The organism is Streptomyces glomeratus, assembly GCF_021462825.1.
Classification (GTDB): domain Bacteria; phylum Actinomycetota; class Actinomycetes; order Streptomycetales; family Streptomycetaceae; genus Streptomyces; species Streptomyces glomeratus.
This window is the reverse complement of sequence record NZ_JAKEEB010000001.1, coordinates 276,189-301,015: the sequence shown is the minus strand read 5'-3', so window position 1 is coordinate 301,015 and position 24,827 is coordinate 276,189. Positions and strand designations below refer to the sequence as shown.

The 24,827-nt window shown below is 71.5% G+C and carries 24 protein-coding genes, 1 tRNA gene and 1 pseudogene; 7 read left to right on the top strand and 19 right to left on the bottom strand.

Annotation, left to right across the window (positions count from 1 at the left end):
• Positions 1-10: 10 nt before the first annotated feature.
• Both LZ604_RS01370 and LZ604_RS01365 read left to right on the top strand, forming a co-directional pair.
• The gene (locus tag LZ604_RS01370) at positions 11-433 is read left to right on the top strand and encodes a PPOX class F420-dependent oxidoreductase (RefSeq protein ID WP_234511581.1); all 423 of its coding nucleotides are present in this window, start codon (positions 11-13) and stop codon (positions 431-433) included.
• Between the two features lie 107 nt (positions 434-540).
• Positions 541-816: a DUF1876 domain-containing protein gene (locus LZ604_RS01365; RefSeq protein WP_234511579.1), complete on the top strand. Its 276-nt coding sequence runs from the start codon at positions 541-543 to the stop codon at positions 814-816.
• A 154-nt stretch (positions 817-970) separates the two neighbouring features.
• Here the strand turns inward: LZ604_RS01365 and LZ604_RS01360 are convergent, their stop codons facing one another.
• The 5 genes and pseudogenes from LZ604_RS01360 to LZ604_RS01340 all read right to left on the bottom strand — a co-directional run bounded on the left by LZ604_RS01360 (position 971) and on the right by LZ604_RS01340 (position 4,980).
• Positions 971-2,128 (bottom strand): serine hydrolase domain-containing protein, encoded by a 1,158-nt coding sequence (locus tag LZ604_RS01360; protein ID WP_234511576.1) that lies wholly within the window; start codon positions 2,126-2,128, stop codon positions 971-973.
• A 127-nt stretch (positions 2,129-2,255) separates the two neighbouring features.
• Positions 2,256-2,410, bottom strand: a pseudogene (locus tag LZ604_RS01355) (organic hydroperoxide resistance protein); the annotation flags it as partial.
• Between the two features lie 17 nt (positions 2,411-2,427).
• On the bottom strand, positions 2,428-3,195 hold the full coding sequence (locus LZ604_RS01350; RefSeq protein WP_234511574.1) for an energy-coupling factor ABC transporter ATP-binding protein: 768 nt from the start codon (positions 3,193-3,195) through the stop codon (positions 2,428-2,430).
• The gene (gene cbiQ, locus LZ604_RS01345) at positions 3,183-3,944 is read right to left on the bottom strand and encodes a cobalt ECF transporter T component CbiQ (protein WP_234511572.1); all 762 of its coding nucleotides are present in this window, start codon (positions 3,942-3,944) and stop codon (positions 3,183-3,185) included. Before cbiQ ends, LZ604_RS01350 begins: the two co-directional genes overlap by 13 nt.
• Position 3,945: 1 nt before the next feature.
• Positions 3,946-4,980: an energy-coupling factor ABC transporter permease gene (locus LZ604_RS01340; RefSeq protein WP_234511570.1), complete on the bottom strand. Its 1,035-nt coding sequence runs from the start codon at positions 4,978-4,980 to the stop codon at positions 3,946-3,948.
• A 168-nt stretch (positions 4,981-5,148) separates the two neighbouring features.
• Here LZ604_RS01340 and LZ604_RS01335 point away from each other — a divergent pair, with 168 nt between their 5' ends.
• Positions 5,149-5,493, top strand: coding sequence for an SsgA family sporulation/cell division regulator (locus tag LZ604_RS01335; protein ID WP_234511568.1), 345 nt, complete (start codon positions 5,149-5,151; stop codon positions 5,491-5,493).
• A 59-nt stretch (positions 5,494-5,552) separates the two neighbouring features.
• Here the strand turns inward: LZ604_RS01335 and LZ604_RS01330 are convergent, their stop codons facing one another.
• Both LZ604_RS01330 and LZ604_RS01325 read right to left on the bottom strand, forming a co-directional pair.
• The gene (locus LZ604_RS01330) at positions 5,553-7,778 is read right to left on the bottom strand and encodes an MMPL family transporter (protein WP_234511566.1); all 2,226 of its coding nucleotides are present in this window, start codon (positions 7,776-7,778) and stop codon (positions 5,553-5,555) included.
• Between the two features lie 101 nt (positions 7,779-7,879).
• On the bottom strand, positions 7,880-8,479 hold the full coding sequence (locus LZ604_RS01325; protein ID WP_234511564.1) for a TetR/AcrR family transcriptional regulator: 600 nt from the start codon (positions 8,477-8,479) through the stop codon (positions 7,880-7,882).
• 213 nt (positions 8,480-8,692) lie between these two features.
• On the opposite strand from LZ604_RS01325, the gene LZ604_RS01320 reads away from it, so the two are divergent.
• Entirely contained in the window at positions 8,693-12,289 is a 3,597-nt protein-coding gene (locus LZ604_RS01320) for a S41 family peptidase (RefSeq protein ID WP_234511562.1), read from the top strand.
• Between the two features lie 66 nt (positions 12,290-12,355).
• On the opposite strand, the gene LZ604_RS01315 is transcribed toward LZ604_RS01320, so the two are convergent.
• The 4 genes from LZ604_RS01315 to LZ604_RS01300 all read right to left on the bottom strand — a co-directional run bounded on the left by LZ604_RS01315 (position 12,356) and on the right by LZ604_RS01300 (position 16,029).
• On the bottom strand, positions 12,356-12,613 hold the full coding sequence (locus LZ604_RS01315) for a hypothetical protein (RefSeq protein WP_234511559.1): 258 nt from the start codon (positions 12,611-12,613) through the stop codon (positions 12,356-12,358).
• Between the two features lie 76 nt (positions 12,614-12,689).
• On the bottom strand, positions 12,690-13,574 hold the full coding sequence (locus LZ604_RS01310; RefSeq protein WP_234511557.1) for an SDR family oxidoreductase: 885 nt from the start codon (positions 13,572-13,574) through the stop codon (positions 12,690-12,692).
• Entirely contained in the window at positions 13,571-14,497 is a 927-nt protein-coding gene (locus tag LZ604_RS01305) for an alpha/beta fold hydrolase (RefSeq protein WP_234511555.1), read from the bottom strand. Before LZ604_RS01305 ends, LZ604_RS01310 begins: the two co-directional genes overlap by 4 nt.
• Entirely contained in the window at positions 14,494-16,029 is a 1,536-nt protein-coding gene (locus LZ604_RS01300; RefSeq protein ID WP_234511553.1) for a flavin-containing monooxygenase, read from the bottom strand. The genes LZ604_RS01305 and LZ604_RS01300 overlap by 4 nt, the downstream gene beginning before the upstream one ends.
• A gap of 167 nt (positions 16,030-16,196) precedes the next feature.
• On the opposite strand from LZ604_RS01300, the gene LZ604_RS01295 reads away from it, so the two are divergent.
• Positions 16,197-16,850: a MerR family transcriptional regulator gene (locus LZ604_RS01295; protein ID WP_234511551.1), complete on the top strand. Its 654-nt coding sequence runs from the start codon at positions 16,197-16,199 to the stop codon at positions 16,848-16,850.
• A 30-nt stretch (positions 16,851-16,880) separates the two neighbouring features.
• Here LZ604_RS01295 and LZ604_RS01290 read toward each other — a convergent pair whose 3' ends face one another.
• Positions 16,881-17,681 (bottom strand): exodeoxyribonuclease III, encoded by an 801-nt coding sequence (locus LZ604_RS01290; protein ID WP_234511549.1) that lies wholly within the window; start codon positions 17,679-17,681, stop codon positions 16,881-16,883.
• 67 nt (positions 17,682-17,748) lie between these two features.
• On the opposite strand from LZ604_RS01290, the gene LZ604_RS01285 reads away from it, so the two are divergent.
• Positions 17,749-18,225: a GNAT family N-acetyltransferase gene (locus LZ604_RS01285; RefSeq protein WP_234511546.1), complete on the top strand. Its 477-nt coding sequence runs from the start codon at positions 17,749-17,751 to the stop codon at positions 18,223-18,225.
• A 222-nt stretch (positions 18,226-18,447) separates the two neighbouring features.
• Here LZ604_RS01285 and LZ604_RS01280 read toward each other — a convergent pair.
• The 7 genes from LZ604_RS01280 to galU form a co-directional block, all read right to left on the bottom strand.
• Positions 18,448-18,521 (bottom strand) — tRNA-Ala (locus LZ604_RS01280).
• Between the two features lie 95 nt (positions 18,522-18,616).
• Positions 18,617-19,765, bottom strand: coding sequence for a divisome protein SepX/GlpR (sepX, locus tag LZ604_RS01275; RefSeq protein WP_234511544.1), 1,149 nt, complete (start codon positions 19,763-19,765; stop codon positions 18,617-18,619).
• A 173-nt stretch (positions 19,766-19,938) separates the two neighbouring features.
• Positions 19,939-20,550, bottom strand: a complete 612-nt coding sequence (locus LZ604_RS01270; RefSeq protein ID WP_234511542.1) for a GNAT family N-acetyltransferase — start codon at positions 20,548-20,550, stop codon at positions 19,939-19,941.
• 17 nt (positions 20,551-20,567) lie between these two features.
• A complete protein-coding gene (locus tag LZ604_RS01265) occupies positions 20,568-21,179 on the bottom strand; it encodes a MogA/MoaB family molybdenum cofactor biosynthesis protein (RefSeq protein ID WP_234511539.1) in 612 nt (203 codons plus the stop codon).
• On the bottom strand, positions 21,176-21,655 hold the full coding sequence (gene moaC / locus LZ604_RS01260) for a cyclic pyranopterin monophosphate synthase MoaC (RefSeq protein WP_234511537.1): 480 nt from the start codon (positions 21,653-21,655) through the stop codon (positions 21,176-21,178). The genes LZ604_RS01265 and moaC overlap by 4 nt, the downstream gene beginning before the upstream one ends.
• A gap of 192 nt (positions 21,656-21,847) precedes the next feature.
• Positions 21,848-23,167 carry a molybdotransferase-like divisome protein Glp gene (glp, locus tag LZ604_RS01255; RefSeq protein ID WP_234511535.1) on the bottom strand — a complete coding sequence of 440 codons (1,320 nt, stop codon included), beginning with the start codon at positions 23,165-23,167 and terminating at the stop codon, positions 21,848-21,850.
• Between the two features lie 4 nt (positions 23,168-23,171).
• Positions 23,172-24,074: a UTP--glucose-1-phosphate uridylyltransferase GalU gene (galU, locus tag LZ604_RS01250; RefSeq protein WP_234511533.1), complete on the bottom strand. Its 903-nt coding sequence runs from the start codon at positions 24,072-24,074 to the stop codon at positions 23,172-23,174.
• A 134-nt stretch (positions 24,075-24,208) separates the two neighbouring features.
• On the opposite strand from galU, the gene LZ604_RS01245 reads away from it, so the two are divergent.
• The gene (locus LZ604_RS01245; RefSeq protein WP_234511531.1) at positions 24,209-24,784 is read left to right on the top strand and encodes a 5-formyltetrahydrofolate cyclo-ligase; all 576 of its coding nucleotides are present in this window, start codon (positions 24,209-24,211) and stop codon (positions 24,782-24,784) included.
• The last annotated feature ends 43 nt before the right edge of the window (positions 24,785-24,827 follow it).

Here is a 24,827-nt window from a genome sequence, read left to right as displayed (position 1 = left end):
AGGAGTTCCCATGTCCAAGCCGCCCCTTCCCGCCGAGGCCGTCGCGCTGCTGCGCCGCCCCAATCCCGGTGTCATCGCCACCCTGCGCGCGGACGGCGCGCCCGTCTCCACCCCCACCTGGTACCTGTGGGAGGACGGCCGGGTGCTGGTCAACATGGACGAGGGCCGGGTCCGCCTGAAGCACCTGCGCCGGGATCCCCGGGTGACCCTCACCGTCCTCGACGGAGGCGGCTGGTACACCCATGTCACGCTCCTCGGCCAGGTCACGGAGATGTACGACGACGAAGGCCTCGCCGACATCGACCGCCTCTCCCGGCATTACCTCGGCAAGCCCTACCCGGAACGCTCGCGGGCCCGGGTCAGTGCCTGGATCGAGGTCGACCGGTGGCACGGCTGGGGAGAGATGAAGGACAGCGACCAGGCGTCCACCTGATCCGCGCGCCGCGTGCCGCTGGCCCGCGCGGAGCCGGGCCCGCTCAGGCCGTGCGTCCGAAGGTGAGGAGGAGCACCCTGGAATCAGCGGTTCCGGAGGTGATCGTCATGATGCACACCGCAGTCGGATGGCATGTCGAACTGGAATTCGAGGAAGACGACCAGCGCACGCGGGCGGCGGCACTCGTACGGCTTCCCGACGGGAACGAGGTACGGTCCCACGGGTACGCCAGCCGTCACCACACCGACGCGAATCAGCCCCGGGTCGGGGAGGAGATCGCGGGTGCGCGGGCGCTGAACGAGCTGGCGATGCAGCTGCTCACCAAGGCGCACGAGGAGATCGACGAGGCGTCGGGCAGGACGTCCCGCCCGCTGACGCACTGACGTTTCCGGGGACTTTCACAGGGCGAGGTCCGCGCGCGACCGCGCGTCCGGGCCCCGGCCCGCTCCGTTCTGCCCCGCGGACGGCCTCGGGGCCCGGGCGGTCGTGCGTCCGCGCCGCGCGCCCCTGTGATCGCGCGGCCTACGCCGGTGCCGCCTACGCCAGTGAGGTGCGCACCGCACGTACCAGTGCCTGCGCCCTCGGGTCCGCGGTCACGCTCTTGCGGAAGCCGTTGGTGACATAGCCGAAGGCGATGCCCGACTCCGGGTCCGTGAAGCCGAGCGCGCCGCCGCGGCCCGGGTGGCCGAAGGAGCCGGGGCCGAGCAGCGGGGACGCGCCGCCGTGGAGCATGTAGCCGAGGCCGAAGCGGGTGGTGACCACCAGCACACGGTCAGGACCCGCCGAGGCCTCCGCCCGGGCCCGTTCCAGCGTCTCGGGGGCGAACAGCCGTACGCCGTCGATCTCGCCGTTCAGCGCGGCGTAGAAGCGTGCGAGACCGTCCGCCGTCGCGATGCCGTTCGACGCGGGCAGGACGGCCGCACGGTAGGCGGGCTCGTTCTCGTCGGGCCCCGGGGTGATGGCGGCGAAGGCGCGGCGGGTCAGGCTCGCGGGGTCGGCGTACGCTTCGGCGACCGCGCGCTTGGGGCGGGCGCGCAGCGCGCCGTCCTGTGCCGGAGGCTCGACGGGCCCGACCCGCCCCACCCGGTGCGCCTGCGTCATGGGCAGCCCGACCCACAGGTCGAGGTCGAGGGGTCCGGCGATCTCGTCGGCGATCCACGCGCCGATCGAACGTCCGGTGGTCCGCCGCACCAGCTCGCCCGTCAGCCAGCTGTACGTCTGCGCGTGGTAGCCGTGGTCCGTGCCGGGCTCCCAGGCGGGCGCCTGCGCGGCCAGCACCGCGGCCGCGAGATCCGGGTCGGCGGCCTCGGTGAGAGTGAGCGTACGGTCGAGCACCGGCACACCGGCGCGATGCGCCAGTACATGGCGCACCAGCGTGCGCTCCTTGCCCTGCGCCTTGAACTCCGGCCAGTAGTGGCCGACGGGCGCGTCCAGGTCCAGCTCTCCGCGCTCGGCCAGCATCAGCAGGACGGCTGCGGCGACCCCCTTGGTGGCGGAGCGCACGATCTGGGCGGTGCCCTGCTCCCACGGCCGGGTACCGTCGACGTCCCGGCTGCCGCCCCACAGGTCCACGACCTTGCGCCCGTGCCGGTAGACGGCGACGGCCGCCCCGCGCTCCCCCAGCGTCTCGAAGTTCCGTACGAACGCTTCCCTGACCGGCTCGAAGCCCTCGGCCACCACGCCGTTCACGTCCACGCCCGCGTTCCCTTCACTCGCCTGCGACAGTGAGTGAAACACGGGCCGGCGGCCTTCGATTCCTCACCCCCTCGGGCGTCAGCCCGGGACGATCGACACGTCGACGTCGCCGCGGGTGGTGTCGGCCGTAGCCCGGGCGGTCGCCGACGCCGATGAGGGCGTGGTGGAAGGAGGCGCTGTAGTCCGCCGCGAACAGCCGCTCCGGGTCGGTGCCGTCACCGTCGCCGCCCAGCTGCGGCGGTGACGCGACCTTCAGCCGATCTGGCCCTCCTGGCCGGTCACGCGTCACCCGCCCGTCGTCAGGGACGGCCCGCCCCCGTCGGGACGGATCGGGGATCGAAGCCGAAGGGCAGCTCCAGACGATGGGCCCGCATGAGCGCGTCGTCGGCGAGCAGTTCGGCCGTCGTCCCGTCCGCCGCGATCACGCCCTCGCTCAGGATCAGGGAGCGCGGGCACAGCTCCAGCGCGTACGGCAGGTCATGCGTGACCATGAGGACCGTGACGTCCAGCGAGCGCAGGATGTCGGCGAGCTCACGCCGAGAGGCGGGGTCGAGGTTGGACGACGGCTCGTCCAGGACGAGTATCTCCGGCTCCATGGCGAGGACGGTCGCCACGGCCACCCGGCGGCGCTGGCCGAAGGAGAGGTGGTGCGGCGGACGGTCCTTGAAGTCCGCCATGCCGACCTGCTCGAGGGCACGGTCGACGCGGGCCTCGAGTTCCGCGCCCTTCAGGCCGGCGGTCGCGGGACCGAAGGCCACGTCCTCGCGGACGGTGGGCATGAAGAGCTGGTCGTCCGGGTCCTGGAAGACGATGCCGACCTTGCGGCGGATCTCGGCCATGTGCCGCTTGCCGACGGGCAGCCCGGCGACCGTCACCGTGCCCGTGCCGCCGGTCAGAATGCCGTTGAGGTGCAGCACGAGCGTGGTCTTCCCGGCGCCGTTCGGCCCGAGCAGCGCGACCCGCTCGCCGCGCGCGATGGAGAAGTCGACGCCGTAGAGGGCCTGGTGCCCGTCCGGGTAGGCGAAGGCCAGTCGGGCCACTTCCAGCGAAGGTGTCACAGGGTCCATCCCAGCAGGCAGACGACGAGGGCGGCGAAGGGCAGGGCCAGGGCGCAGGACCACTGGGCCCGGGACGCGGTCACCTGGTCGATGACCGGCAGGGAACCGGCGTAGCCGCGGCTGACCATCGCGAGGTGCACGCGCTCGCCGCGCTCGTACGAGCGGATGAACAGCGCCCCCGCTGACTTGGCGAGCACCCCCCAGTGCCGTACGCCCCTCGCCTGGAATCCCCGCGACTCCCGCGCGATCCGCATCCGCCGCATCTCGTCGGTGATGACGTCGCCGTAGCGGATCATGAAAGAGGCGATCTGCACCAGCAGCGGGGGCAGCCTGAGCCGCTGGAGTCCGAGGAGCAGTTCGCGCAGTTCGGTGGTGGCGGCGAGGAGCACGGAGGCGGCGACGCCGAGGGTGCCCTTGGCGAGGACGTTCCAGGCGCCCCACAGTCCGCTGACGCTCAGCGACACGCCGAGGACGTCGACGCGCTCGCCCTCGGCCACGAACGGCATGAGCACGGCGAAGGCGACGAACGGTATCTCGATCAGCAGCCGCCGCAGCAGAAAGGCGGCCGGGACGCGGGCCGCGTACGCGACGAGGCCGAGCAGTCCGGCGTACAGCGCGAACGCCCACATGGCCTCGCGGGGCGTCGACACCACGACCACCACGAACGCGAAGGCGGCCGCGAGCTTGGTGTGCGGCGGCAGGATGTGCACGGGCGAGTGCCCGTGCCGGTAGAGCCTGTGCGCGTGCCCGGCACCCACGTCAGCCCGCCTCGACGGGTTCGCCGGCACGGCGTCGGCGTACGGCCCAGAAGACGGCGCTGCCCGCGACGACGGTGGCACCGACGCCGATCACACCCGCCAGTCCGCCGGAGAGGCGGGAGTCGCGGATGTCCTTGACGGAGTAGCCGGCGAGCGGGGAGTCCGCGTTCGCGTGCCGCTCGGTCTTCTTGTCGATGCCCTGGTCGGCGGCGACCTTCTCGAGTCCGTCGGGGCTGGAGGAGGCGTAGAAGCTGACGACGCCGGCGAGGACGAGGGACGCGACGAGGCCGGTGATCCAGAGCCCGCGGCGGGAGCGGGCGGCGACGGGTTCGGGCGTGGCGGCGGGCGCGTCGACCAGTTCGCCGCCGACGCGCAGCTTGAGGCGCCGGGTGAGACCCCGGGCCCCGTGGACGAGGTCGGGCCGCACTGCGATGACGGCGCCGACCGTGAGAGCGGTGATGGTGGCCTCGCCGATGCCGATGAGGACATGGACGCCGATCATCGCGGTGGCGACCTTGCCGATCGCGACGTCGGTGGTGCCGCCGATCGCGTAGATCAGGGTGAAGACGACGGCGGCGGCCGGGACGGAGACGAGGGCCGCGAGGAAGGAGGCGACGGTGACCGAGCGACGCGTGCGGGGCAGGGCCTTGACCAGCCCGCGGAAGACGGCGTAGGCGACCACGGTCGTCACGATGGCCATGTCGGTGATGTTGACGCCCAGGGCGGTCAGGCCGCCGTCGGCGAAGAGGATGCCCTGCATCAGCAGCACGACGGAAACGCACAGGATGCCGGTGAACGGCCCGACCAGGATGGCGGCGAGCGCACCGCCGAGCAGATGACCGCTGGTGCCGGCGGCGACCGGGAAGTTCAGCATCTGCACGGCGAAGATGAAGGCGGCCACCAGACCGGCCAGAGGCGCGGTCCGTTCGTCGAGTTCACGCCTGGCGCCCTTGAGGCTGACCGCCAGGGCGCCCGCGGCGAGGACACCGGTCGCGGCGGACGTGGGAGCGTTGATGAATCCGTCGGGCACATGCACGCTGGGAGGATACCCGCTTATTGCGAATGGCTTGCAAGAGCTGGGAACAAGGGACAGCCGCTTGCAGGCGACAAGTGCCGCTTTCCTCGCGCTATGTCACATTGGAAGGGGGCATAGAAAGCGGATTCACAGGTACCTGCTCGGGTGACGCGCGTGAGGAGTGGTCCTATGTCCGTGGTGGAACAGTACGCACGAGCCCATCTGGTCACCGACTCCCCGGAAGCCCCGGACGCGGTCCCCGTGATCCTCCGCTACGACCCGGACCAGGACCCCCGCTCCGTCCACATCGGCCTCCCCGGTCCCCATGAGTGGGCCTTCTCCCGGGATCTTCTGGAAAAGGGCCTCCGCGCCCCGGCGGGCCGCGGTGACGTCCGCATCTGGCCGTGCGGCCGGGTCCAGGCGGTGATGGAGCTGCACTCGGCACGGGGAGTCGAGGTGGTCCAGTTCGAGTCGAAGGAACTGGTGCACTTCCTGCAGCGGACATACCTGGCAGCAACCACCTCACTGCACTGAACGACGGCGGGGCGCCCCACCCGGTGGTGGGGCGCCCCGCCGGTTCCAGGGGGCCGTGGTCAGGCTCGGACCAGTTCCCGGCTCTGGTCCGTGTCCGGGTCCCTCGGGCCGGCGGCGGGTCCGGAGCGCAGGCCGTCACCCTCGACGTCCACGTTGGGCAGGACCCGGTCCAGCCACTTCGGCAGCCACCAGGCCCTGCGGCCGAGGAGCGCCAGGACCGCCGGCACCAGCGCCATGCGGACCACGAACGCGTCGAAGAAGACCGCGACCGCGAGACCGAAGCCGATCATCTTGATCATCGACTCGCTGGAGCCGATGAAGCCGGAGAAGACGGCGATCATGATGACCGCGGCCGCGGTGACGACCCGGGCACCGTGCTTGAAGCCGGTCACGATCGCCTGGCCCGGGGGCTCCCCGTGGACGTACGCCTCGCGCATCCGGGTCACCAGGAAGACCTCGTAGTCCATCGCCAGGCCGAAGACGACGCCCACCATGAAGATCGGCATCATCGACATGATCGGGCCCGTCTCCTCGACACCCATCAGGCCGGACAGCCAGCCCCACTGGAAGACCGCGACCACCGCGCCGAGCGCCGCCGTCACCGAGAGCAGGAAGCCGAGCGCCGCCTTCAGCGGGACCAGGATCGAGCGGAAGACCACGATCAGCAGGAGGAAGGCGAGGCCGACCACCAGCGCCAGATAGGGGACCAGCGCGTCGTTCAGCTTCTGCGAGACATCGATGTTCATCGCCGTCGTGCCCGTGACCAGCAGCTTCGCATCGGTGTCCGCCGTGATGCCGACGCCCGCGTCGCGAATGCCGTGCACCAGGTCCTCGGTGGTGGCGGAGGACGGCTTCGAGCCGGGGATCACCGTGATCATCGCGGTGTCACCGGACTTGTTGTACGTCGCCGGCGTGACCGTCACAACGTCCTTCATGCCCTTGATGTCGCTGGTCACCGTGGTGACAGCCGCCTTCGGGTCGTCACTCGCCTTCGCGTCGACAACGACCATGAGCGGCCCGTTGAACCCGGGACCGAAGCCCTCGGAGAGCAGGTCGTAGGCCCGGCGCTGGGTGGTGGACGTCGGCTGCGAACCGTCGTCCGGCAGGCCCAGCTGCAGCTGGGACGCCGGCACGGCCGCGGCGCCGAGCCCCACGACACCCAGCAGCAGGACGGCCAGCGGACGGCGGACGACGAAGCTCGCCCAGCGCGTGCCCATGTTCGGCCGGCCGTTGCCGGCGGCGGCCCGGCCACCGCCCAGCAGCCTGCTCTTCTCGCCCGCCGGCTTGACCCTGCGGCCCGCGTAGCCCAGCAGAGACGGGATCATCGTCAGAGCGATCAGGACGGCGATGGCTACCGTGCCCGCCGCGGCGACGCCCATCTTCGTCAGCATCGGGATGTTGACCACGGCCAGACCCACCAGCGCGATCACGACGGTCAGGCCCGCGAACACCACCGCCGAGCCCGCCGTGCCGACCGCCCGGCCGGCCGCCTCCTCGCGCTCACGGCCCTCGGCCAGCTCCGTCCGGTAGCGGGAGACGATGAACAGCGCGTAGTCGATGCCCACCGCAAGGCCGATCATCGTCGCCAGCGTGGAGGTGGTCGAGCCCAGGTCCAGGGCGTTCGCCAGCGCCGCGATCGCGGAGACGCCGATGCCGACGCCGACCAGGGCGGTGAGCAGGGGCAGTCCGGCGGCCACCAGGGAACCGAAGGTGATGACGAGGACGACCGCGGCGACCGCGATGCCGATGACCTCGGTCGAACCGGTCTCCGGTACGGCCGACAGCGCGTCACCGCCGACCTCGACGGTCAGCCCGCCGTCCCGGGCCCTGTGCGCGGCCTCCTTGAGGGCGTCCTTGGAGGCGTCCTTCAGCTCCATGCCGGAGACCTTGTACTTCACCTGGGCGTAGGCGATCGTGCCGTCCTTGTTGACGGCGTGCGCGGCGAACGGGTCGGCGACGGAGACGACTTCGGAGCCGTCGCGCAGTTCCTCGACGGCCTTCTCGACGACCGCCTTGTTGTCCTTCGCCGTCACCTTCTCCCCGCCCGGCGCCTTGAAGACGACGCGTGCGGTCGCCCCGTCGGCGCTCATCCCGGGGAAGCGCTGTTCCAGCAGGTCGAAGGCCCTCTGGGCCTCGGTGCCTGGGATGGAGAATGAGGAGGAGCCCGCTGCGGGGGCGCTGGCGGCGCCGACGCCCGCGAGTGTCAGCAGCGCCACCCATATCAGGGCGACGAAGTGCCGTCGCCGGAAGGCGAGTCGGCCGAGTCTGTAGAGAAACGTGGCCACGAGGGCGTACTCCCGGTCAGGTCGTGGGGTGTTCAGGGCAGGGTTGATCAGCCCGACGACGTGAGCGGTGACGTCAGGTAGGGGCTAGCTGCGGGGACTGGTCAGGTGGTGGGCGCGCCGAGGGCGGGGAGGACCACGGCGTCGAGGTACGACGTGAGGAAGGCCTGGGTCGGCGGCTGGTCGTCGATCAGCGTGCGCGTGGCGAAGCCGCCGACCAGCATGTGCACCAGGAAGTCCAGCGCAGGGCAGTCCGGACGGATCTCGCCCCGCTCGACGGCGCGTTGCAGCACACGCTGGAACTCCGCCATCTCGGGTTCGATGAGCTGCTCCCGGAACGCCTGGCGCAGGTCGTCGTTGTGGTGCATCGCCATGGCGACACCCCGCATCAGGGCGGAGTTCTGCTCCATGATGCAGTCGTCCTCGCGTGCCACGAGGGCGTGCAGGTCGCCCCGGAGCGAGCCGGTGTCGACCTCGCTGACGGGGCCCGGCTTACCGTGCCGGATGGCCTTCACGACCAGCTCGGCCTTGCCGCCCCACTGGCGGTAGAGGGTGGCCTTGCTGGACCGGGTGCGGGCGGCCACGGCGTCCATCGTCAAGGCGTCGTAGCCGATCTCCCGGAGCAGGTCGAGCACGGCCGCGTACAGCTCGGCCTCGCGCTCGGGGGTGATCCGACTGCGCCGCGCCGTTGCGGTCTCAGTCATGTGACTCACCTTCCTGCTCCGCGTCCGGGGCGGCGACGCTCCGGACGACCCGGTTTCGTACCACCACGAAGATACCCCGCCCCACGAACGAAACGAAACCGTTTCGTACGTGTCTTGAATCACGGACTCCCCGCTCAACCGATACAGCGTGCGCCCGAGCACCCGAACGGCCCACGAGTTGCCGCCGCCCGTCGGCAGGAAAAGCATGGGTAGGTGAGCGACACGAGCGACGTGCACGAGAACGCCCCCGGCTATCTCCGCTTCCCGCATCTGCACGGCGACCGACTTTGCTTCGTCGCCGAGGACGACCTGTGGGTGGCCCCGCTGGAGGGGTCCGGCCGGGCCTGGCGGCTGACCGTCGACCGCACGAAGATCGGCCATCCCCGCTTCTCACCCGACGGCCACCGCATCGCGTACACGAGCTGGCGCAGTCTGGTGCCCGAGATCCATCTGACTCCGGTCGACGGCGGCCCCAGCCGTCGGCTCACCTACTGGGGCAACTCCGACACCCGTGTCTGCGGCTGGACACCCCCCGAGCCGGACGGCCACTCCGACATCCTCGCCGTCGCCTCGCACGGCGAGCCCTTCACCCATTTCACCTGGGCCTACAAGGTCCCCACCGATGGCGAGCCGGGCGGCAAGCTCCCCTGGGGCCCGGTCTCCGACATCGCCGTCGCCAATGTGGCGGGCGAACACATGACACTGCTTCTCACCGGCGCCGCGCCCCATGAACCGGTGTCCTGGAAGCGCTACCGGGGCGGCGCGACGGGCCGGCTCTGGCTGCACGGGCAGCGGCTGCTCGCCGACCTCGACGGCCATCTCGACTCCCCGATGTTCGTGGACGGACGGATCGCGTTCCTGTCCGACCACGAGGGCATCGGAAACCTGTACTCGTGCGCCTACGACGGCTCGGACCTGCGCCGCCACACCGACCACGACGCCTTCTACGCCCGGCACGCGTCCAGCGACGGAACGCGGGTGGTGTACCAGTGCGCGGGCGACCTGTGGATCGTCGACGACCTGTCGCCCGATTCGGTCCCCCACCGTCTGGAGATACGTCTGGGCGGGCCGCGCGCGGGGCGCCGCAAGTACCAGGTGCCGGCCACCCAGCACGTGGACGGCATCGCGGTCGACGACACCGGGCGGGCCAGCGCGGTCGTCGTCCGCGGCAGTCTGTACTGGCTCACCCACCGCGACGGCCCCGCCCGTACGATCACGGACACCCCCGGCGTCCGGGTGCGGCTGCCGGAGATGCTGGGCGACTCCGGGCAGGTCGCCTATGTCACCGACGCGGAGGGCGACGACGCGATCGAGATCGTGTATCTGCCGCGGGCCTCCGGCGACCGCGCACCGCGCCGACTGGCCTGCGGACAGCTGGGCCGGGTCCTGGAGATGGTGGCGGATCCCCAGGGCGAGCGGCTCGCGATCGCCTCCAACGACGGTCGGCTGCTGCTCGTCGACACGGCGGAGCCGGAGGAGGAGACCGTCGGGACGACGGAAGCCTCGGAAGCCTCGGGGGCCGAGGACACGGAGAAAGCAGGCGAGGCCCAGGGAACCGATGAGGTCCAGGGAGCCGGCGAGGCGAAGGGGGCTGAGGAGTCTCAGAGAGCCGAAGAGGCCGAGAGGGCCGATGAGGCACAGGGAGCCGAAGAGGCCGAGAGAGCCGATGAGGCACAGGGAGCCGAAGAGGCCGAGAGAGCCGATGAGGCACACGGAGCCGAAGAACTACAGGGAGCCGAAGAAGCACAGCAAGCCGAGGAGGACGCCACCCCGCAAGAGAGCACGGCGGCCAAGGGCGGCACGGTCACCGAGCTGGTCCGGTCGGTCAACGGCCCGGTGCGGGATCTCGCGTTCTCCCCGGACGGGGCCTGGCTGACCTGGTCTCACCCGTGGATCGGCCGGTCGCTGAGGCAGATCAAGATGGCGCGAATCCAGGACCGGCTGGTCGTCGAGGTGACCAACGGCCGCTTCGAGGACGAGAATCCGGTCTTCACCCGCGACGGCCGCTATCTGGCGTTCCTGTCCTGGCGCGGCTTCGACCCGGTGTACGACGTGCACACCGGGGACCTGTCCTTCCCGCTCGGCTGCCGCCCGTATCTGGTTCCGCTGTCCTCGGCGATCCCCTCCCCCTTCGCGCTGAACCCGGAGGGACGTCCCGCGGCCGGCGGCCTCGACCCGCTGGAGGAAGAGGAGGGCGACGGGGTGGTGACCGTCGAGGTCGAGGGCCTGGCGAGCCGGGTGACGCCGTTCCCGGTCCCGGCGTCGAAGTACTCCTCGCTGTACCCCGTCGCGGGCGGAGGCCTGGTCTGGCTGCGCTGGCCGATCTCGGGCGCGCTCGGCGAGACGTTCCTGAACCCGGACGACACCTCCGGCCGGCCCACCCTGGAGCACTTCACCATCAGCAAGGCGAAGAAGTCCGAACTGGTCGGCCACCTGGACTGGTACGCGGTGAGCGGGGACGGGTCGCGGCTGGTGGTCGTCGACGAGGGCGAGCTGCGCGCGGTCCCATCGACCGAGCCCGGAGACAGCGACACGACGGTCTGGATCGACACGCGCCGGATCATGCACGAGGTGGACCCCGGGGCGGAGTGGCGGCAGGCGTACGCCGAGGCGGGCCGGATCATCCGGGCGTACTTCTGGGAGCCGGACATGTGCGGGATCGACTGGGACGCGATCCTGCGGCAGTACCGTCCGCTGGTCGAACGGGTCGCCTCCCCGGACGACTTCGCGGATCTGCTGCGCGAGGTGCTGGGCGAGCTGGGCACGTCCCACGCCTATGTGTCACCGGCCCGGCGCAACGAGGGCCCGGCGCACTACCAGCGCTACCAGGGCCTGCTCGGCGCCAACTTCGTGCGCCGGGACGGCTGTTGGGTGGTGAAGAGGATCCTGCCGGGGGAGTCCTCGGACTCCAAGGCGCGCTCGCCGCTGGCGGGCATGGGGATCCGGGAGGGGGCCGTCCTGACTCATGTGGACGGGCGGCCGGTGGATCCGCTGACGGGACCGTATCCGCTGCTGGCGGGCGCGGGCGGCACGACGGTCGAGCTGACGTTCCGGCCCGCCGAGGGCGGGGAACCGCCGCGCAGGGTCGCGGTGATCCCGTTGATCGACGAGCGGCCGTTGCGCTACCAGGACTGGGTGGCCAAACGCCGCTCGGTGGTGCGCGAGTTGAGCGGCGGCCGCTGCGGCTATCTGCACATCCCGGACATGGGGGGATCGGGCTGGGCGCAGTTCAACCGGGATCTGCGGATGGAGGTCTCGCTGCCGGCGCTGATCGTGGACGTACGGGGCAACGCGGGCGGCCACATCAGCGAACTGGTCATCGAGAAGCTGACGCGCAAGATCCTGGGGTGGGACCTGACCCGCAACGCCCAGCCGGTGTCGTACACCTCGAACGCACCGCGCGGGCCGATCGTGGCGCTGGCCGACGAGGCCACGGCCTCCGACGGCGACATGATCACGGCCGCGATCAAGCAGCTGAAGCTCGGCCCGGTGGTGGGCCAGCGCACCTGGGGCGGGGTGGTGGGCATGACGGGCCGCCACCGCCTGGGCGACGGCACGGTGATCACGGTCCCGATGAACGCGGCCTGGTTCAACGCGTACGGGTGGTCGGTCGAGAACCATGGTGTCGCCCCCGACCTGGAGATCCTGCGCACCCCGCTGGACTGGGCGGAGGGCCGGCACAGGCAGTTGAGCGACGCGGTCGAACTGGCCCTGGAACTGCTGCACACCCAACCGGCGGCCGAAGCGCCGGACTACAGCGACGTCCCGGACAGGACCCGCCCGAAACTGCCGCCGCGGACAGAGGGTTAGCAACACCCCGACGTGGGGCGCCCTTCGGAGGGGACGCCCCACGTCGGGGCAAGACCGGGCGGCGAACTACATGTCGTAGTCCTGGTTGAAGCGGTCCTCCGCGTCGTCCTGCAGCCGTCGCGTGTCGTCTTCGCGCTGCCGGCCGCGCTGCTGGGTCTGCTGGCCGCGCTCCTGGGCCTGCTGGCCGCGCTCCTGGGCCTGCTGGCCGCGCTCCTGAGCCTGCCGGCCACGCTCCTGCGCCTGCTGCTTGGCCTGCTGCGTCTTCTGCTTGGCCTGCTGCTTCACCTGTTCGGCCTTGTCCTGGAACTGGTCCTTCATGCCCATGTGGGTTCACTCCCGTAGTGGGTGAGGGGATCGGGCTCGACCAGACTGACACGCACCGACAAAGCACGCATTTCGATCAGTTACGCAGCGTATGGCGCTGCTGCTCATCGGCCTCCCCGCCGGCTCCCACCAGCCCCGTGCGCACCGCCTTGAGCCGCGGCTCGAAGCGCCGCATCTCCCGCTGCCCCACCGTGGCGATGAGCCCGGGCAGACAGCCGCGCACGGCCTGCATCCCGCGCAGCCACGCCTGCCCGTAGACATGGCTCGACCGCCGCTCGATCCCGGCCACGATCCGGTCCACCGCCGGTCCCAGCGGATACGTCTTGTTGGACGGCCACGGCAGCCGCTGCCGCAACTCCCGCATGACGTCGTCCCGGTCGGCCCCCCGCACCATGTCCGTGTCGGTCCAGGACAGATACCCGACGCCGACGCGTACGCCGTGGTGCGCGACCTCGGTGCGCAGACTGTGTGCGTAGGCCTCCACGCCCGACTTGGACGCGCAGTAGGCCGTCATCATCGGCGCGGGCGTGATCGCTGCGAGCGAGGCGATCTGGAGCAGATAGCCGCGGCTCTCGATCAGCGCCGGCAGGAAGGAACGGGCCGTGACGGCCGAGCCGATCAGATTGACCTCGATCACCCGCCGCCATGCCTCGGGATCGGACGCGGTGAACGGCCCTCCGTTGGCCACACCCGCGTTGGCGACCACGATGTCGACCTTTCCGAACCGCTCCCGCACCTCCCCCGCGACACGCGTCATCGCCTCCTGGTCGGTGACATCGGCGCACCAGTGGCCGCTGTCCCCGTACAGCCCCTCGGAGACCCGCTTGAGCGCGTCCGCCTCGAGACCGACGAGCGCGACCCTCACCCCCCGGACCGACAGCTTGCGGGCCAGCAGTTCGCCGACGCCCCGCGCGGCGCCGGTGACGACCGCCACCCGGCCCTCCAGGTTCACCCTGCTCATGCGCCCTCCCTGACCTGCGTGTCTCCCGCGTATGCCGCGACGAGTCCTCGGATCTTCCCGGTCACCAGCTCCGGTGCCTCCACCGGCGTCATATGGCCGATCCCCGGCAGTTCCGTGCTGCCCACGCAGTGGGGCAGCGAAGCGACCAGCGCCCGTGTGTGCACCGGAGGGGTGAGCCGGTCGGCGGTGCCGACCACGACCTCGGTCGGAACGGTCAACTCCCGTACGCCGTTCTCCAGATCCAGCGCCTCCAGCATGCGCGACCAGGCGTGACGCACCTCGCGCGGGCAGCCGTGCACGACCCGCCCGCACGCCTCCACCATGGCGGGCGCCGAAGCGGCACCCATGGTGGCGTACTTGAGGATGCGCAGGGACAGCGGCGTGACCGGCCCGAGCGGGGCGCGGGATCCCAGCACGCGCGCCGTGAGCCAGGTACGCACGCGCCCGGCGCGGATCGGCAATACGAGAGCCTCGGCGACCAGGCGCGCACTCCCCGTGCTGCACAACAGAACAGCCGCCGTGTGCGCCCGGAATCGAGGGCGCGCGGCCGCGGCCAGCACCGTCATCCCGCCCATGGAGTGCCCTGCGACCACGGCCTTCTCGCCCGGTGCGAGCGTGGCGGAGAGCACCGCTTCCAGGTCGTCGGCGAGTGCTTCGGCGGTGCACGTGGGGCTCACGGGACTGCGCCCGTGCCCCCGCTGGTCGTACGCGATCACCCGGTGGTCGGCGGCGAGGTCCCGGATCTGCGCGGCCCAGAAGGCGGTCGAGCAGGTCCAGCCATGGGCGAGGACCACCGGGGGCGCGCCCTCGGGTCCATGGACCTCCACGTGCAACCGGGCGCCGTCGGCCGAGCGGACGGTCAACTCACGGGCGGGGGCGGGCGGCGCGTACGGCCCGCTCGTGACATACGCCGGCCGGCTCATGCGCGTGCCTCCGTCCTCGTCCCGGCGGGGCGCTCGCCCTGCCGTGATGTCCGGGGGGCCCGGACCACCTCGTACTCTTCGAGATCGACCCGGCGGGTCGCGCTGCGGAACTCCGTCGTCGTACCCGGCCAGATGGTGGTGTTGCGGCCGCTGGCATCGAGGTACCAGCTGGTGCAGCCGCCGGTGTTCCACACCGTGCGCTTCATGCGCTCCTGCACCTTGTGGTTCCAGGCGTCGACGGCAGCCGGCCGGGCGTCGAGCGCGACCCGGCCGCCGAGCACGTCCAGCTGCCGCAGGAAGTCGGCCATGTAGTTCAGCTGGGACTCGATCATCAGGATCATCGAGGAGTTCCCGAGACCGGTGTTGGGCCCGATGATCGTCATCCAGTTGGGGAATCCGGCGGCGGTCGCGCCCCGCAGCGCCCTCATACCGCCGCTCCACGCCCGGGCGAGCGTCCGTCCGCCGGCGCCGACCACCCGTTCCGCGATCGGCAAGTCCGTGACATGGAAACCGGTGCCGAAGACGATCACGTCGGCCTCGGTCTCGGTGCCGTCCGCGGCGATCAGGGTCGAGCCGCGGACCTCGCTCAGCCCGGAGGCGACGACCTCCACATTGGGCCGGGTGAGCGCCGGGTAGTACGAGTTGGAGAGCAGGATCCGCTTGCAGCCGATGCGGTAGTCCGGGGTCAGCTTGGCCCGCAGCGCCGGGTCCTTGACCGCCCGTGCGATGTTGCGCCGGGCCATCCGCTCGATCAGGCCCAGCTCGTCGGGGTGCTTGGTGAACGCCTGGACCTGAAGTTCCCGGATGCCCCACAGGAAGCCTCGGCGCAGCTGCGTGGTGAACGGCAGCGCGCGGTGCAGCCTGCGCTCCAGGCCGCTGATGTCGCGGTCGACGCGGGGCATCACCCACGGCGGTGTGCGCTGGAAGACGGTGAGCCGGCCGACGACCGGCTGGATCTCGGGAATGATCTGGATCGCGGAGGCGCCCGTGCCGATCACGGCGACGCGCTTGCCGCGCAGGTCGAGGTCCTGGTCCCAGCGGGCGGAGTGGAAGATCCTTCCGGGGAAGCCGTCGAGGCCGGGAACGGCCGGGAGTTTCGGGTCGGACAGCGGTCCGGTGGCGGAGACGACCACATCGGCGGTGAGCGGCCCGCTGCTGGTCTCGATCGCCCAGTGCAGCTTCTCATCGTCCCAGGTCATCAGCTTCACTTCGGAGTCGAAGCGTAGGTGGGGCCGCAGCCCGAAGACGTCCGTCACATGCTCCAGGTAGGCGCGGATGTGCTCCTGCCCGGAGAAGGTGCGGGGCCAGTCGGGGTTGGGCGCGAACGAGAACGAGTACAGATGCGACGGGACGTCACAGGCGCACCCGGGGTAACTGTTGTCGCGCCAGGTCCCGCCGACGCCGCTCGCCCGCTCCAGGACGACGAAGTCGGTGACGCCCTCCCTGCGCAGCCGCACGGCGGCCCCGAGCCCGCCGAACCCTGATCCGATCACCGCCACCCGCACATGAGGCACATGTTCGTGCTCGGCCATCCCGAAGCCTCCCGGTCCCTGGGCCGGCTCACCTGGCGCCTGGTCAGGAGAGCCGGTACGACTCTGCCAGTACCCACTGGCACAATGGGGAGCGTAGGGCAGCGGCGTACCGATGGGTAGAGGGCGGTACGAGGAAAGTTACCGGTGGTACGACGTAGGGTGCGGGCGTGGCAGAGGACGGGGAGCGGCGCGAGTACCGCATGGAGGAGCTGGCCAAGGAGGCCGGCATCACGGTGCGCACCCTGCGCTTCTACCGCGAGCGCAAGCTGATCCAGCCGCCGCGCCGCGAGGGCCGTATCGCCTGGTACGACGAGACCCATCTGGCCCGGCTGCGCACGATCTCGGCGCTTCTGGAGCGCGGCCACACCCTCAGCGGCATCGCTGAGCTGGCCGAGGCGTTCGACCACGGGCGCGACGTCGGCGATCTGCTGGGCCTCGGCGCGCCCACCGAGGAGATCCCGGTCCGCCTCACGCCGGAGGCCCTGGCCGATGTGTTCGGCGCCGAGGCGACCCCGGAGAACCTCGCCGCGGCCCTCGAACTGGGCTACCTCGGCACGGACGGCGGCGAGATCGTCCACATAAGCCGCCGGCTCCTCGACGTCTCGGCGGCGCTGGTCCGCGAGGGGATCCCGCTCGCGGACGTCCTGGCCGCCGCCCGCCGCGTCCGCGACCACGCGGAGGCCCTGGCGGATGTCTTCGCGGACCTGATGAGCACACACCACCGCTCCCCCGAGGACGCCGAGCGCCTGCGGCCGCTGGCCAAGAGCGTGGTGGACGCGGAACTCTCACTGGCCCTGGACCGCCGTCTGCGCGAGGTGTAGGGCCGCCCGGCCGTCACCCCGTCACCCGGGTCACTCGAAGACCACCGTCACGGGAGCGTGATCGGACCACCGCTCGCCATGGCCGGCCGCCCGCTCGACCACGGCCTTGACGGCCCGGCCCGCGAGCCCGGGGGTCGCCACGGCCAGGTCGATCCGCCATCCCGAGTCGTTGTCGAAGGCACGCCCCCGGTAGGACCACCAGGTGTACGGCCCCTCCGCGTCGGGGTGCAGCGCCCGCACCACGTCGACGTACCCACCGTCCTCGGGATCGAAGACCCGGCTCAGCCAGTCCCGCTCCTGGGGCAGGAAGCCGGAGTTCTTCCGATTGCCGCGCCAGTTCTTGAGGTCGGCCTCGCGGTGGGCGATGTTCCAGTCGCCGCATACGAGGACCTCGCGTCCGTCGGCGGCCGCCCGGCCCCGCAGTTCCTTCAGATAGCCGAGGAACTCGGCCATGAAACGGACCTTCTCGTCCTGCCGTTCGGTCCCGACCTCGCCGGAGGGCAGATAGAGGCTGGCGACGGTGACACCGGGCAGGTCCGCCTCGATGTACCGTCCGCTGCCGTCGAACTCGGCCGACCCGAACCCCACGCGGACGCGGTCCGGCTCGCGGCGCGTGTAGAGCGACACCCCGGCGCGCCCCTTCGCGGCGGCCGACGCGTGCACGGCATGCCACCCCTCGGGCGTCCGAACGTCCACGGGGATCTGCCCGGGCTCGGCCCGGACCTCCTGAAGGCACAGCACATCGGCCGAGGTCCCGGCCAGCCACTCCACGAAGCCTTTCTTCGCGGCGGCCCGGATCCCGTTCACGTTCACGGAGGTCACAGTCAGCACGCCGGAACACTACCGGCACACTGGGAGGGACCCGTCCGCGATGTTGAATAATTGTACGATAGGCAGCATGAATATTCGCCGTGTCCCCTTCGATCACCCCGACGCCGTCAAGCTCAGCGACGAGGTGCAGGCCGAGTACCACCTGCGCTACGGCGACGGCGGCGACGCCACCCTTCTGGACCCGGCGATGTTCCAGCCTCCGGCCGGCCTGTATCTGATCGCCTACGACGAGTGGGAGCGCCCCGTCGCCACGGGCGGCTGGCGCGGCCAGGAGCAGAACGACGAGGGCTATCTCGACGGGGACGCCGAGGTCAAACGGATGTTCGTCATAGCGGAGATGCGGGGCCGCGGTCTGGCGCGCCGCATCCTGGCCGCCCTGGAGGAGGACGCCCGTGCGGCGGGCCGCACCCGCATGGTGCTGGAGACGGGCACCAAGCAGCCGGAGGCCGTGGCCCTCTACACCTCCAGCGGCTACGAGCCGTGCGCCAAGTTCGGCTACTACCGCTTCCACGACCTGAGCCTCTGCTTCGCGAAGCCGCTGTAGGCCACCCGGGATCCGCCCACTGCGGCCTGCGGGATCCCGCACGCGGCCGGCACCCGCGGGCTTCCACCTCGACCGGCGCCTGTGCGCCCCCTCACACCGCTCGCGCGCCGCGCGCCGAACTGCGCGGCGCTCGGGCCGCGTTCGGCACAAGAAAAATCCCGCCCGATCTTTCGATCGGACGGGATCTTCCCAACTGCCCTGGGCTTCAGGGAGTTGTTGCGGTGGACCTGAGGGGATTTGAACCCCTGGCCCCCTCGATGCGAACGAGGTGCGCTACCGGACTGCGCCACAGGCCCTTGCAACGAGTGAAACTCTAGCATCCCCATCGGCCGGTCTGGAAATCCGTTCCGCCCAGGTCAACCGCGGGGGTACGACCAGGCACCGGCGGCCCCTACTCGTTGGCGGCCCGGGGCCGTTCTCCGTCCTCGTACTGATCGAACAGCGGAGTGCGCCCGCGCTCCCGGGACCGTCGCGCCGAGGCCGCCCTGCGGGCGTCGCTCCGGGCGCCGTCACCGGCCCCCGGCCGTTCCTGGGCCCCGGCGGGTTCCTCCGGGTCCGGTTCGTCGCGATCGGCCGCGGACACCCCGGGCACGGGCGCCGCCGCCTCCGCCGCGCTCGACCGGGCGGAGCTCCAGGCGTCCGGCGTGCCGAGGTCCACGCTCGGCGTCGCCCGGGGGGCGACCGGCGCGGTCACATACGTCGGCAGCGGCACCGGCACGGGATCCCAGCTGTCCCCGTGGCCCGGTCTGCGCTGCCGCTCGCGCTGCTGGTCCACCCACTCCGCGTGATCGGTCTGCTCGACCAGGGCCCGCCGGTCCGCGGCGAGCGCCGACAGCCCGGGGTCGCCCTCGGGCTCGGACCCGTCCTCCGGCTGCTCCTCCGCCTCGGACGGGGCCGGGGGCCGCCGCCGGGGCTGCCGTTCACGCAGCCGCTGCGCAGCCGCCTCGGCTCGGCGGCGGTCCATCGTGTAGATGAACCGCTTGCGCTCCTGGGACCGCAGATAGGCGATGTACGCGCTCAGCAGCACGGCGGGCACGCCGGGTGCCCACAGGAAGGCCAGCCCCCCGACCGCGGCGACGATCGCGCCGAGCGTGAAGGCGAGGAAGAGCACCACGGTGGTGCGCCGGCGCCGCGCCAGCACCTTCGAGCGCCGAGCGCGTGCCCTGGCCTCCGCCGAGGGCACCTTCCGGGCCCGGGGGGCGACCCGGCCCGCCGGCTCCCGGCGAGCCGGGCCCTCCGGCTCCACCCGCGTGCGCTCCTGCCGACCGCTCGGAGGCACGGCGAAGGCCCGGACGTCCACCGAGTCGGTGACGCCGTCCGGGTGATCACTGCGCTCCCCCTCCTCGGTGGAGCGCGCCCGCAGGCCCTTGGCGTATCGACGCTCCATGGCCGCCCGTCCGGACAGCAGCCGGATGGCGGTGCTGAAGCGTTCCGTCGGACGAGACTCGTTCAGCTCGTCCTGCCTACGGAGCCACATAGGCACCAAGTAGGCGGCCCAGGCCCCGACAATGACTGCGTAGATGAGGCCGCTGCTGCTCACGCCTCACACGGTAGAGGGGTTTGCATGAGGCCATCTGCCAATTGGGCCGGTGTGTCGCACGATCTGGCTGATATTTCGAACTTTTTTTGGGACCGATGCGATCAACAGGCCGACGGGACCGCTATTGCATTGGCCCAAGGTGATCGCCACCCGATCAATTTCGAACACATTTTTTATTTTCCGGGGTGGGCCTGCTGGGAGCGCGCCCGACGCCAGCGCGTGAGAAGTCCCTCGGGCACCTCTTCGGCGGTGAGCGCGAAGACGAGGTGGTCCCGCCAGGCCCCGTCGATGTGCAGATAACGCGGCCGGAGCCCCTCCTCGCGGAATCCGAGTTTCTCCACCACCCGGCGGCTCGGCCCGTTCTCGGGGCGAATGCAGACTTCGATGCGATGCAGCCCGACGGTCCGGAAGCAGTGGTCGACGACGAGCGCCACGGCCGTCGGCATCACCCCCCGGCCCGCGACCGCCTCGTCCACCCAGTAGCCGACGTGCCCCGAGCACATCGACCCCCAGGTGATCCCGGCCACCGTCAACTGACCCACGAGCCGCCCCTGGTATTCGATGACGAAGGGCAGCATCCGGCCCGCGGCCGCCTCCCTGCGCAGATGCCGGACCATCTGGCGGTAGGTGGGCCGGTGCGCGATCGGGCCGCTCGGCGTGGGCGGCGGAATGGTCGCCTCCCACGGCCGCAACCACTCCCGGTTGCGGCGGTTTACCTCGCGCCAGACCCGCTGGTCGCGCAGCCGTATCGGCCGGAGGACGACATCGCCGTCCGCCAGCTCCACGGGCCAGGATGGGCTGTTCAGCTCGCACCCCCACTCGGTCTGGGGCGGTCCTCGCCGGCCGCCGGTGCGCCCGGGCCGGGCCCCGGCGCCGCCGGTCCGCCCGCGTCGGCTCTCGGGTGGTCGCCGCCGCGGATCTGGTCGACGGCGTGCACCAACAAAGGCTCCAGGACGGTCAGTCCGTCCCTGACCCCGCCGGTGGACCCCGGCAGGTTGACGATCAGCGTTCCCTCGGCGACCCCGGCGGTTCCCCGGGAGAGGGCCGCAGTCGGCACCTTCTCCCTTCCGAACGCCCTGATGGCCTCGGGAATGCCCGGAATCTCGTAGTCGATCACCGCGCGGGTCGCCTCGGGGGTGCGGTCCGTGGGCGAGATCCCGGTGCCACCGGTCGTCACGATCACGTCGTAACCCGCCCGGACGCCGGTCCTCAGCGCCTGCTTCACCGGGTGGCCGTCCGCGACGACCCACGGCCCGTCGGCGGCGAACCCGAACCGGGTGAGCGCCTCCACGATCAAGGGACCGCCCTTGTCCTCGTACACGCCCGCGGCCGCGCGGTTCGACGCGGTCACCACCAGGGCCGCGTACGGCGCGGTCAGGGCGCCGCCGGCCGGCTGCCCGGCCGGCGCCGTCATGCCCGGCTCCAGTCGCCCGACTTCCCGCCCGTCTTCTCCTCCACGCGCACGTCCGTGATCACCGCTCCCTTGTCGACCGCCTTGACCATGTCGATCACCGTCAGCGCCGCGACGCTGACCGCGGTCAGCGCCTCCATCTCGACGCCCGTGCGGTCGGTGGTCTTCACGGTCGCCGTGATCTCGACGGCGTCGTCCGTGACCGACAGATCCAGCTTCACACCCGACACCGACAACGGGTGGCACAGCGGGATGAGGTCCGGGGTGCGCTTGGCGCCCATGATGCCCGCGATGCGCGCGGTGGCGAGCGCGTCGCCCTTGGGGACGCCCTCGCCGCGCAGCAGCTCCACCACGCGTGCGGAGACCAGCACGCGTCCGCTTGCGCGGGCGGTTCGCTCGGTGACGTCCTTCCCGGAGACGTCGACCATGCGGGCCGCCCCGGCGTCGTCGATGTGGCTCAGTCGGTCCTGCGTACTCATCTGCTGCGGTGCTCCCCATCCGGGCCCTGCGGTGCAGCGCACGGGCTTGTTGTGCGCGACACGGTACCGCCAAGTCGGCGGGCCCGGCCGGTCAAGGTCCATGGTCAGGACGCACCGGCGGACATCCCCCACCCGGTGCCCGGGCGAAGCCCCCCGCCCCGGGCACGCCCGGAGGTGCCTCGGGCCGCGGGATCACCCGAGGAGGACCACCTCGACCTCGGTGCCCGGCTCGACGGACGTGTCGTCCTCGGGAACGACGATCAGCGCGTCGGCCTGCGCGAGGGCCGCGATCAGGTGGGAGCCCGCGCCGCCGACCGGGGTCACCGTGCCGTCGGTGTACCTGCCCCGCAGGAACTGCCGTCGGCCCGCGGCCTTGGTCAGCGCCTTGTCCGCCTGCAGGACGGCCCTGGTCCTGGGGCGGTGCACGTCCTTCAGGCCCATCAGGGTGCGGATCACGGGGCGTACGAACAGCTCGAAGGAGACGTACGACGACACCGGATTGCCGGGCAGCGCGAGCAGCGGTGTGTGGTCGGGGCCGATGGAGCCGAAGCCCTGGGGCTTGCCGGGCTGCATGGCGAGCTTGCGGAACTCGACGCCGCCGCCCTCCTCGGTGTCGCCGACGGCGGAGAGGGCCTCCTTGACGACGTCGTACGCCCCCACGCTCACCCCTCCCGTGGTGACCATGAGGTCGGCGCGGACGAGCTGGTCCTCGATGGTGGCGCGGAGCGTGTCCGCGTCGTCGGCCACCGCGCCCACCCGGTAGCCGATCGCCCCGGCGTCCCGGGCCGCGGCGGTGAGGGCGAAGCTGTTGGAGTCGTAGATCTGGCCGTCCGCCAGTTGCTCGTCGGGCTGGACGAGTTCGCTGCCGGTGGACAGGACGACCACGCGCGGGCGCGGACGCACCCGGACCGTGCCGCGGCCGATCGCGGCGAGCAGCGCGATCTGCGGCGGCCCGAGGACCGTACCCGCCGTGAGGGCGAGATCGCCGGCCTGCACATCGCTGCCCTTGGCGCGTACATGTGCGCGTGCCTCGGCCGGGCGGTGCACCCGCACCTGCCCGAAGGCGCCCTCGGGCGAGAGGCTGCGGGCGCGCATCCCGGTGACGGGACCGCCGCCCAGCCCGCCGTCGGTCCACTCCACGGGAACCACGGTCTCGGCACCGGGCGGCAGGGGGGCGCCGGTCATGATGCGCGCGGCCTGGCCGGGCCCCACCCGGAGCAGGTCGGCCGCCCCCGCCGCGACGTCCCCGATGACCGTCAGGGCGGCCGGGAACTCCTCGCTCGCGCCCGCGATGTCCGCGACCCGCACCGCGTAACCGTCCATGGAGCTGTTGTCGAACGGCGGCAGGGAGACGGGCACCGTGACGTCGTCGACCAGGACACAGCCCTGGGCGTCGAGCAGTTGCAGCTCGATGGGTTCCAGCGGGCTGACCGTGGCGAGGATGTCCTCCAGGTGCTCGTCCACCGACCAGAGGCGGTCCTGGCCGGTGGCGGGGGTCGCGGCGGCGCTCAAATCGCTACATCTCCTCGGATACGTAACTGCGAAGCCAGGCCCGGAACTCCGGCCCCAGGTCTTCACGTTCGCACGCGAGTCTGACGATGGCACGCAGATAGTCACCGCGGTCGCCGGTGTCGTAACGGCGGCCCTTGAAGACGACTCCGTGCACGGGGCCGCCGATCTTCTCGTCCTCGGCGAGCTGCTGGAGGGCGTCGGTGAGCTGGATCTCGCCGCCGCGGCCCGGCTCGGTCTTGCGCAGTATGTCGAAGATGTGCGGGTCGAGGACATAGCGCCCGATGACCGCGAAGTTCGACGGGGCGTCCGCCGGATCCGGCTTCTCGACCAGCCCGGTCACCTGGACCACATCGCCGTCCTCGGTGGCCTCGACGGCCGCGCACCCGTAGAGGTGGATCTGCTCCGGCGCGACCTCCATGAGCGCGATGACGCTGCCGCCGCGCTGCTCCTGGACCTCGACCATGCGGGCCAGCAGGGGGTCGCGCGGGTCGATGAGGTCGTCGCCGAGGAGGACGGCGAAGGGCTCGTGGCCGACGTGCGGGGCTGCGCACAGCACGGCGTGGCCGAGGCCCTTGGGGTCGCCCTGGCGGACGTAGTGCATGGTGGCGAGGTCGCTGGACTCCTGGACCTTCGAGAGCCGCTCGGCGTCGCCCTTCTTCTCCAGGGCCGACTCGAGCTCGTAGTTGCGGTCGAAGTGGTCCTCGAGAGGGCGCTTGTTGCGGCCGGTGACCATGAGGACATCGTCGAGCCCCGCGGAGACGGCCTCCTCGACCACGTACTGGATCGCGGGCTTGTCCACGACCGGCAGCATTTCCTTGGGAGTGGCCTTGGTGGCCGGCAGGAACCGGGTGCCGAGGCCTGCCGCGGGGATGACAGCCTTGGTGATCCGGGGGTTCGACTCAGTCATGCCCGCCACCTTATCGGGTGGCTATGTGGCGGTATCTGTGGCTCCGATTAAATCGCTCTCATATGAGCAGGTTAAGGAAGACAGGGCGGTGACCAGTGGTTCCCAGGGAACACGAGGCAGAGCCTGACAAGCAAATGTTGCGGCGAGGGCTCCTCTCGGTGAGGAGCAGGTTGACGGCGGGTGACGTCGACGAGGCGGCGGCCGTGCTCGCCGAGCGGGCCCTGGAGCTGCCCGAACTGGAACATGCGCGCACGGTCGCGGCATATGTCTCCGTGGGACCGGAACCCGGCACGCTCGCGCTCTTGGACGCGCTGCGCGCGCGGGGCGTGCGCGTTCTGCTGCCGGCGCTCCTGCCGGACAACGACCTGGACTGGGGCGCGTACACCGGGCCGGACTGCCTGGTCCGCGTCCGGCACGGCTCCAGGATGGCCCTGCTGGAGCCCGCGGGCGAACGCCTGGGGCCGGAGGCCGTCCAGCAGGCCGACGCGGTGCTGCTGCCCGGCCTGGCCGTGGACGCGCGCGGCATGCGTCTCGGCCGCGGCGGGGGCTCGTACGACCGTGTGCTGGCCCGCCTGGAGCGAGCGGGAGCCGACCCGGCGCTGGTGGTGCTCCTGTACGACGCCGAGGTCGTCGAACGCGTCCCCGAAGAGGCGCATGACCGTCCGGTGCACGCGGTGGTGACGCCCTCCGGCGTGCGCCGCTTCCGCTGAGGCCCTGGTGCGCGGGAACGGCCCTCCACGCGCGCGTGGAGGG

Bases quoted from the DNA above. Each gene is read 5' to 3' on its own strand.
- LZ604_RS01350 (WP_234511574.1), bottom strand. From the start codon at position 3,195: ATGGACCCTGTGACACCTTCGCTGGAAGTGGCCCGACTGGCCTTCGCC.
- LZ604_RS01325 (WP_234511564.1), bottom strand. From the start codon at position 8,479: ATGACTGAGACCGCAACGGCGCGGCGCAGTCGGATCACCCCCGAGCGC.
- LZ604_RS01335 (WP_234511568.1), top strand. From the start codon at position 5,149: ATGTCCGTGGTGGAACAGTACGCACGAGCCCATCTGGTCACCGACTCC.
- LZ604_RS01285 (WP_234511546.1), top strand. From the start codon at position 17,749: ATGAATATTCGCCGTGTCCCCTTCGATCACCCCGACGCCGTCAAGCTC.
- moaC (WP_234511537.1), bottom strand. From the start codon at position 21,655: ATGAGTACGCAGGACCGACTGAGCCACATCGACGACGCCGGGGCGGCC.
- LZ604_RS01305 (WP_234511555.1), bottom strand. From the start codon at position 14,497: ATGAGCCGGCCGGCGTATGTCACGAGCGGGCCGTACGCGCCGCCCGCC.
- LZ604_RS01245 (WP_234511531.1), top strand. From the start codon at position 24,209: ATGTTGCGGCGAGGGCTCCTCTCGGTGAGGAGCAGGTTGACGGCGGGT.
- LZ604_RS01310 (WP_234511557.1), bottom strand. From the start codon at position 13,574: ATGAGCAGGGTGAACCTGGAGGGCCGGGTGGCGGTCGTCACCGGCGCC.
- LZ604_RS01370 (WP_234511581.1), top strand. From the start codon at position 11: ATGTCCAAGCCGCCCCTTCCCGCCGAGGCCGTCGCGCTGCTGCGCCGC.
- LZ604_RS01315 (WP_234511559.1), bottom strand. From the start codon at position 12,613: ATGGGCATGAAGGACCAGTTCCAGGACAAGGCCGAACAGGTGAAGCAG.
- galU (WP_234511533.1), bottom strand. From the start codon at position 24,074: ATGACTGAGTCGAACCCCCGGATCACCAAGGCTGTCATCCCCGCGGCA.
- LZ604_RS01365 (WP_234511579.1), top strand. From the start codon at position 541: ATGATGCACACCGCAGTCGGATGGCATGTCGAACTGGAATTCGAGGAA.
- LZ604_RS01265 (WP_234511539.1), bottom strand. From the start codon at position 21,179: ATGACGGCGCCGGCCGGGCAGCCGGCCGGCGGCGCCCTGACCGCGCCG.
- LZ604_RS01300 (WP_234511553.1), bottom strand. From the start codon at position 16,029: ATGGCCGAGCACGAACATGTGCCTCATGTGCGGGTGGCGGTGATCGGA.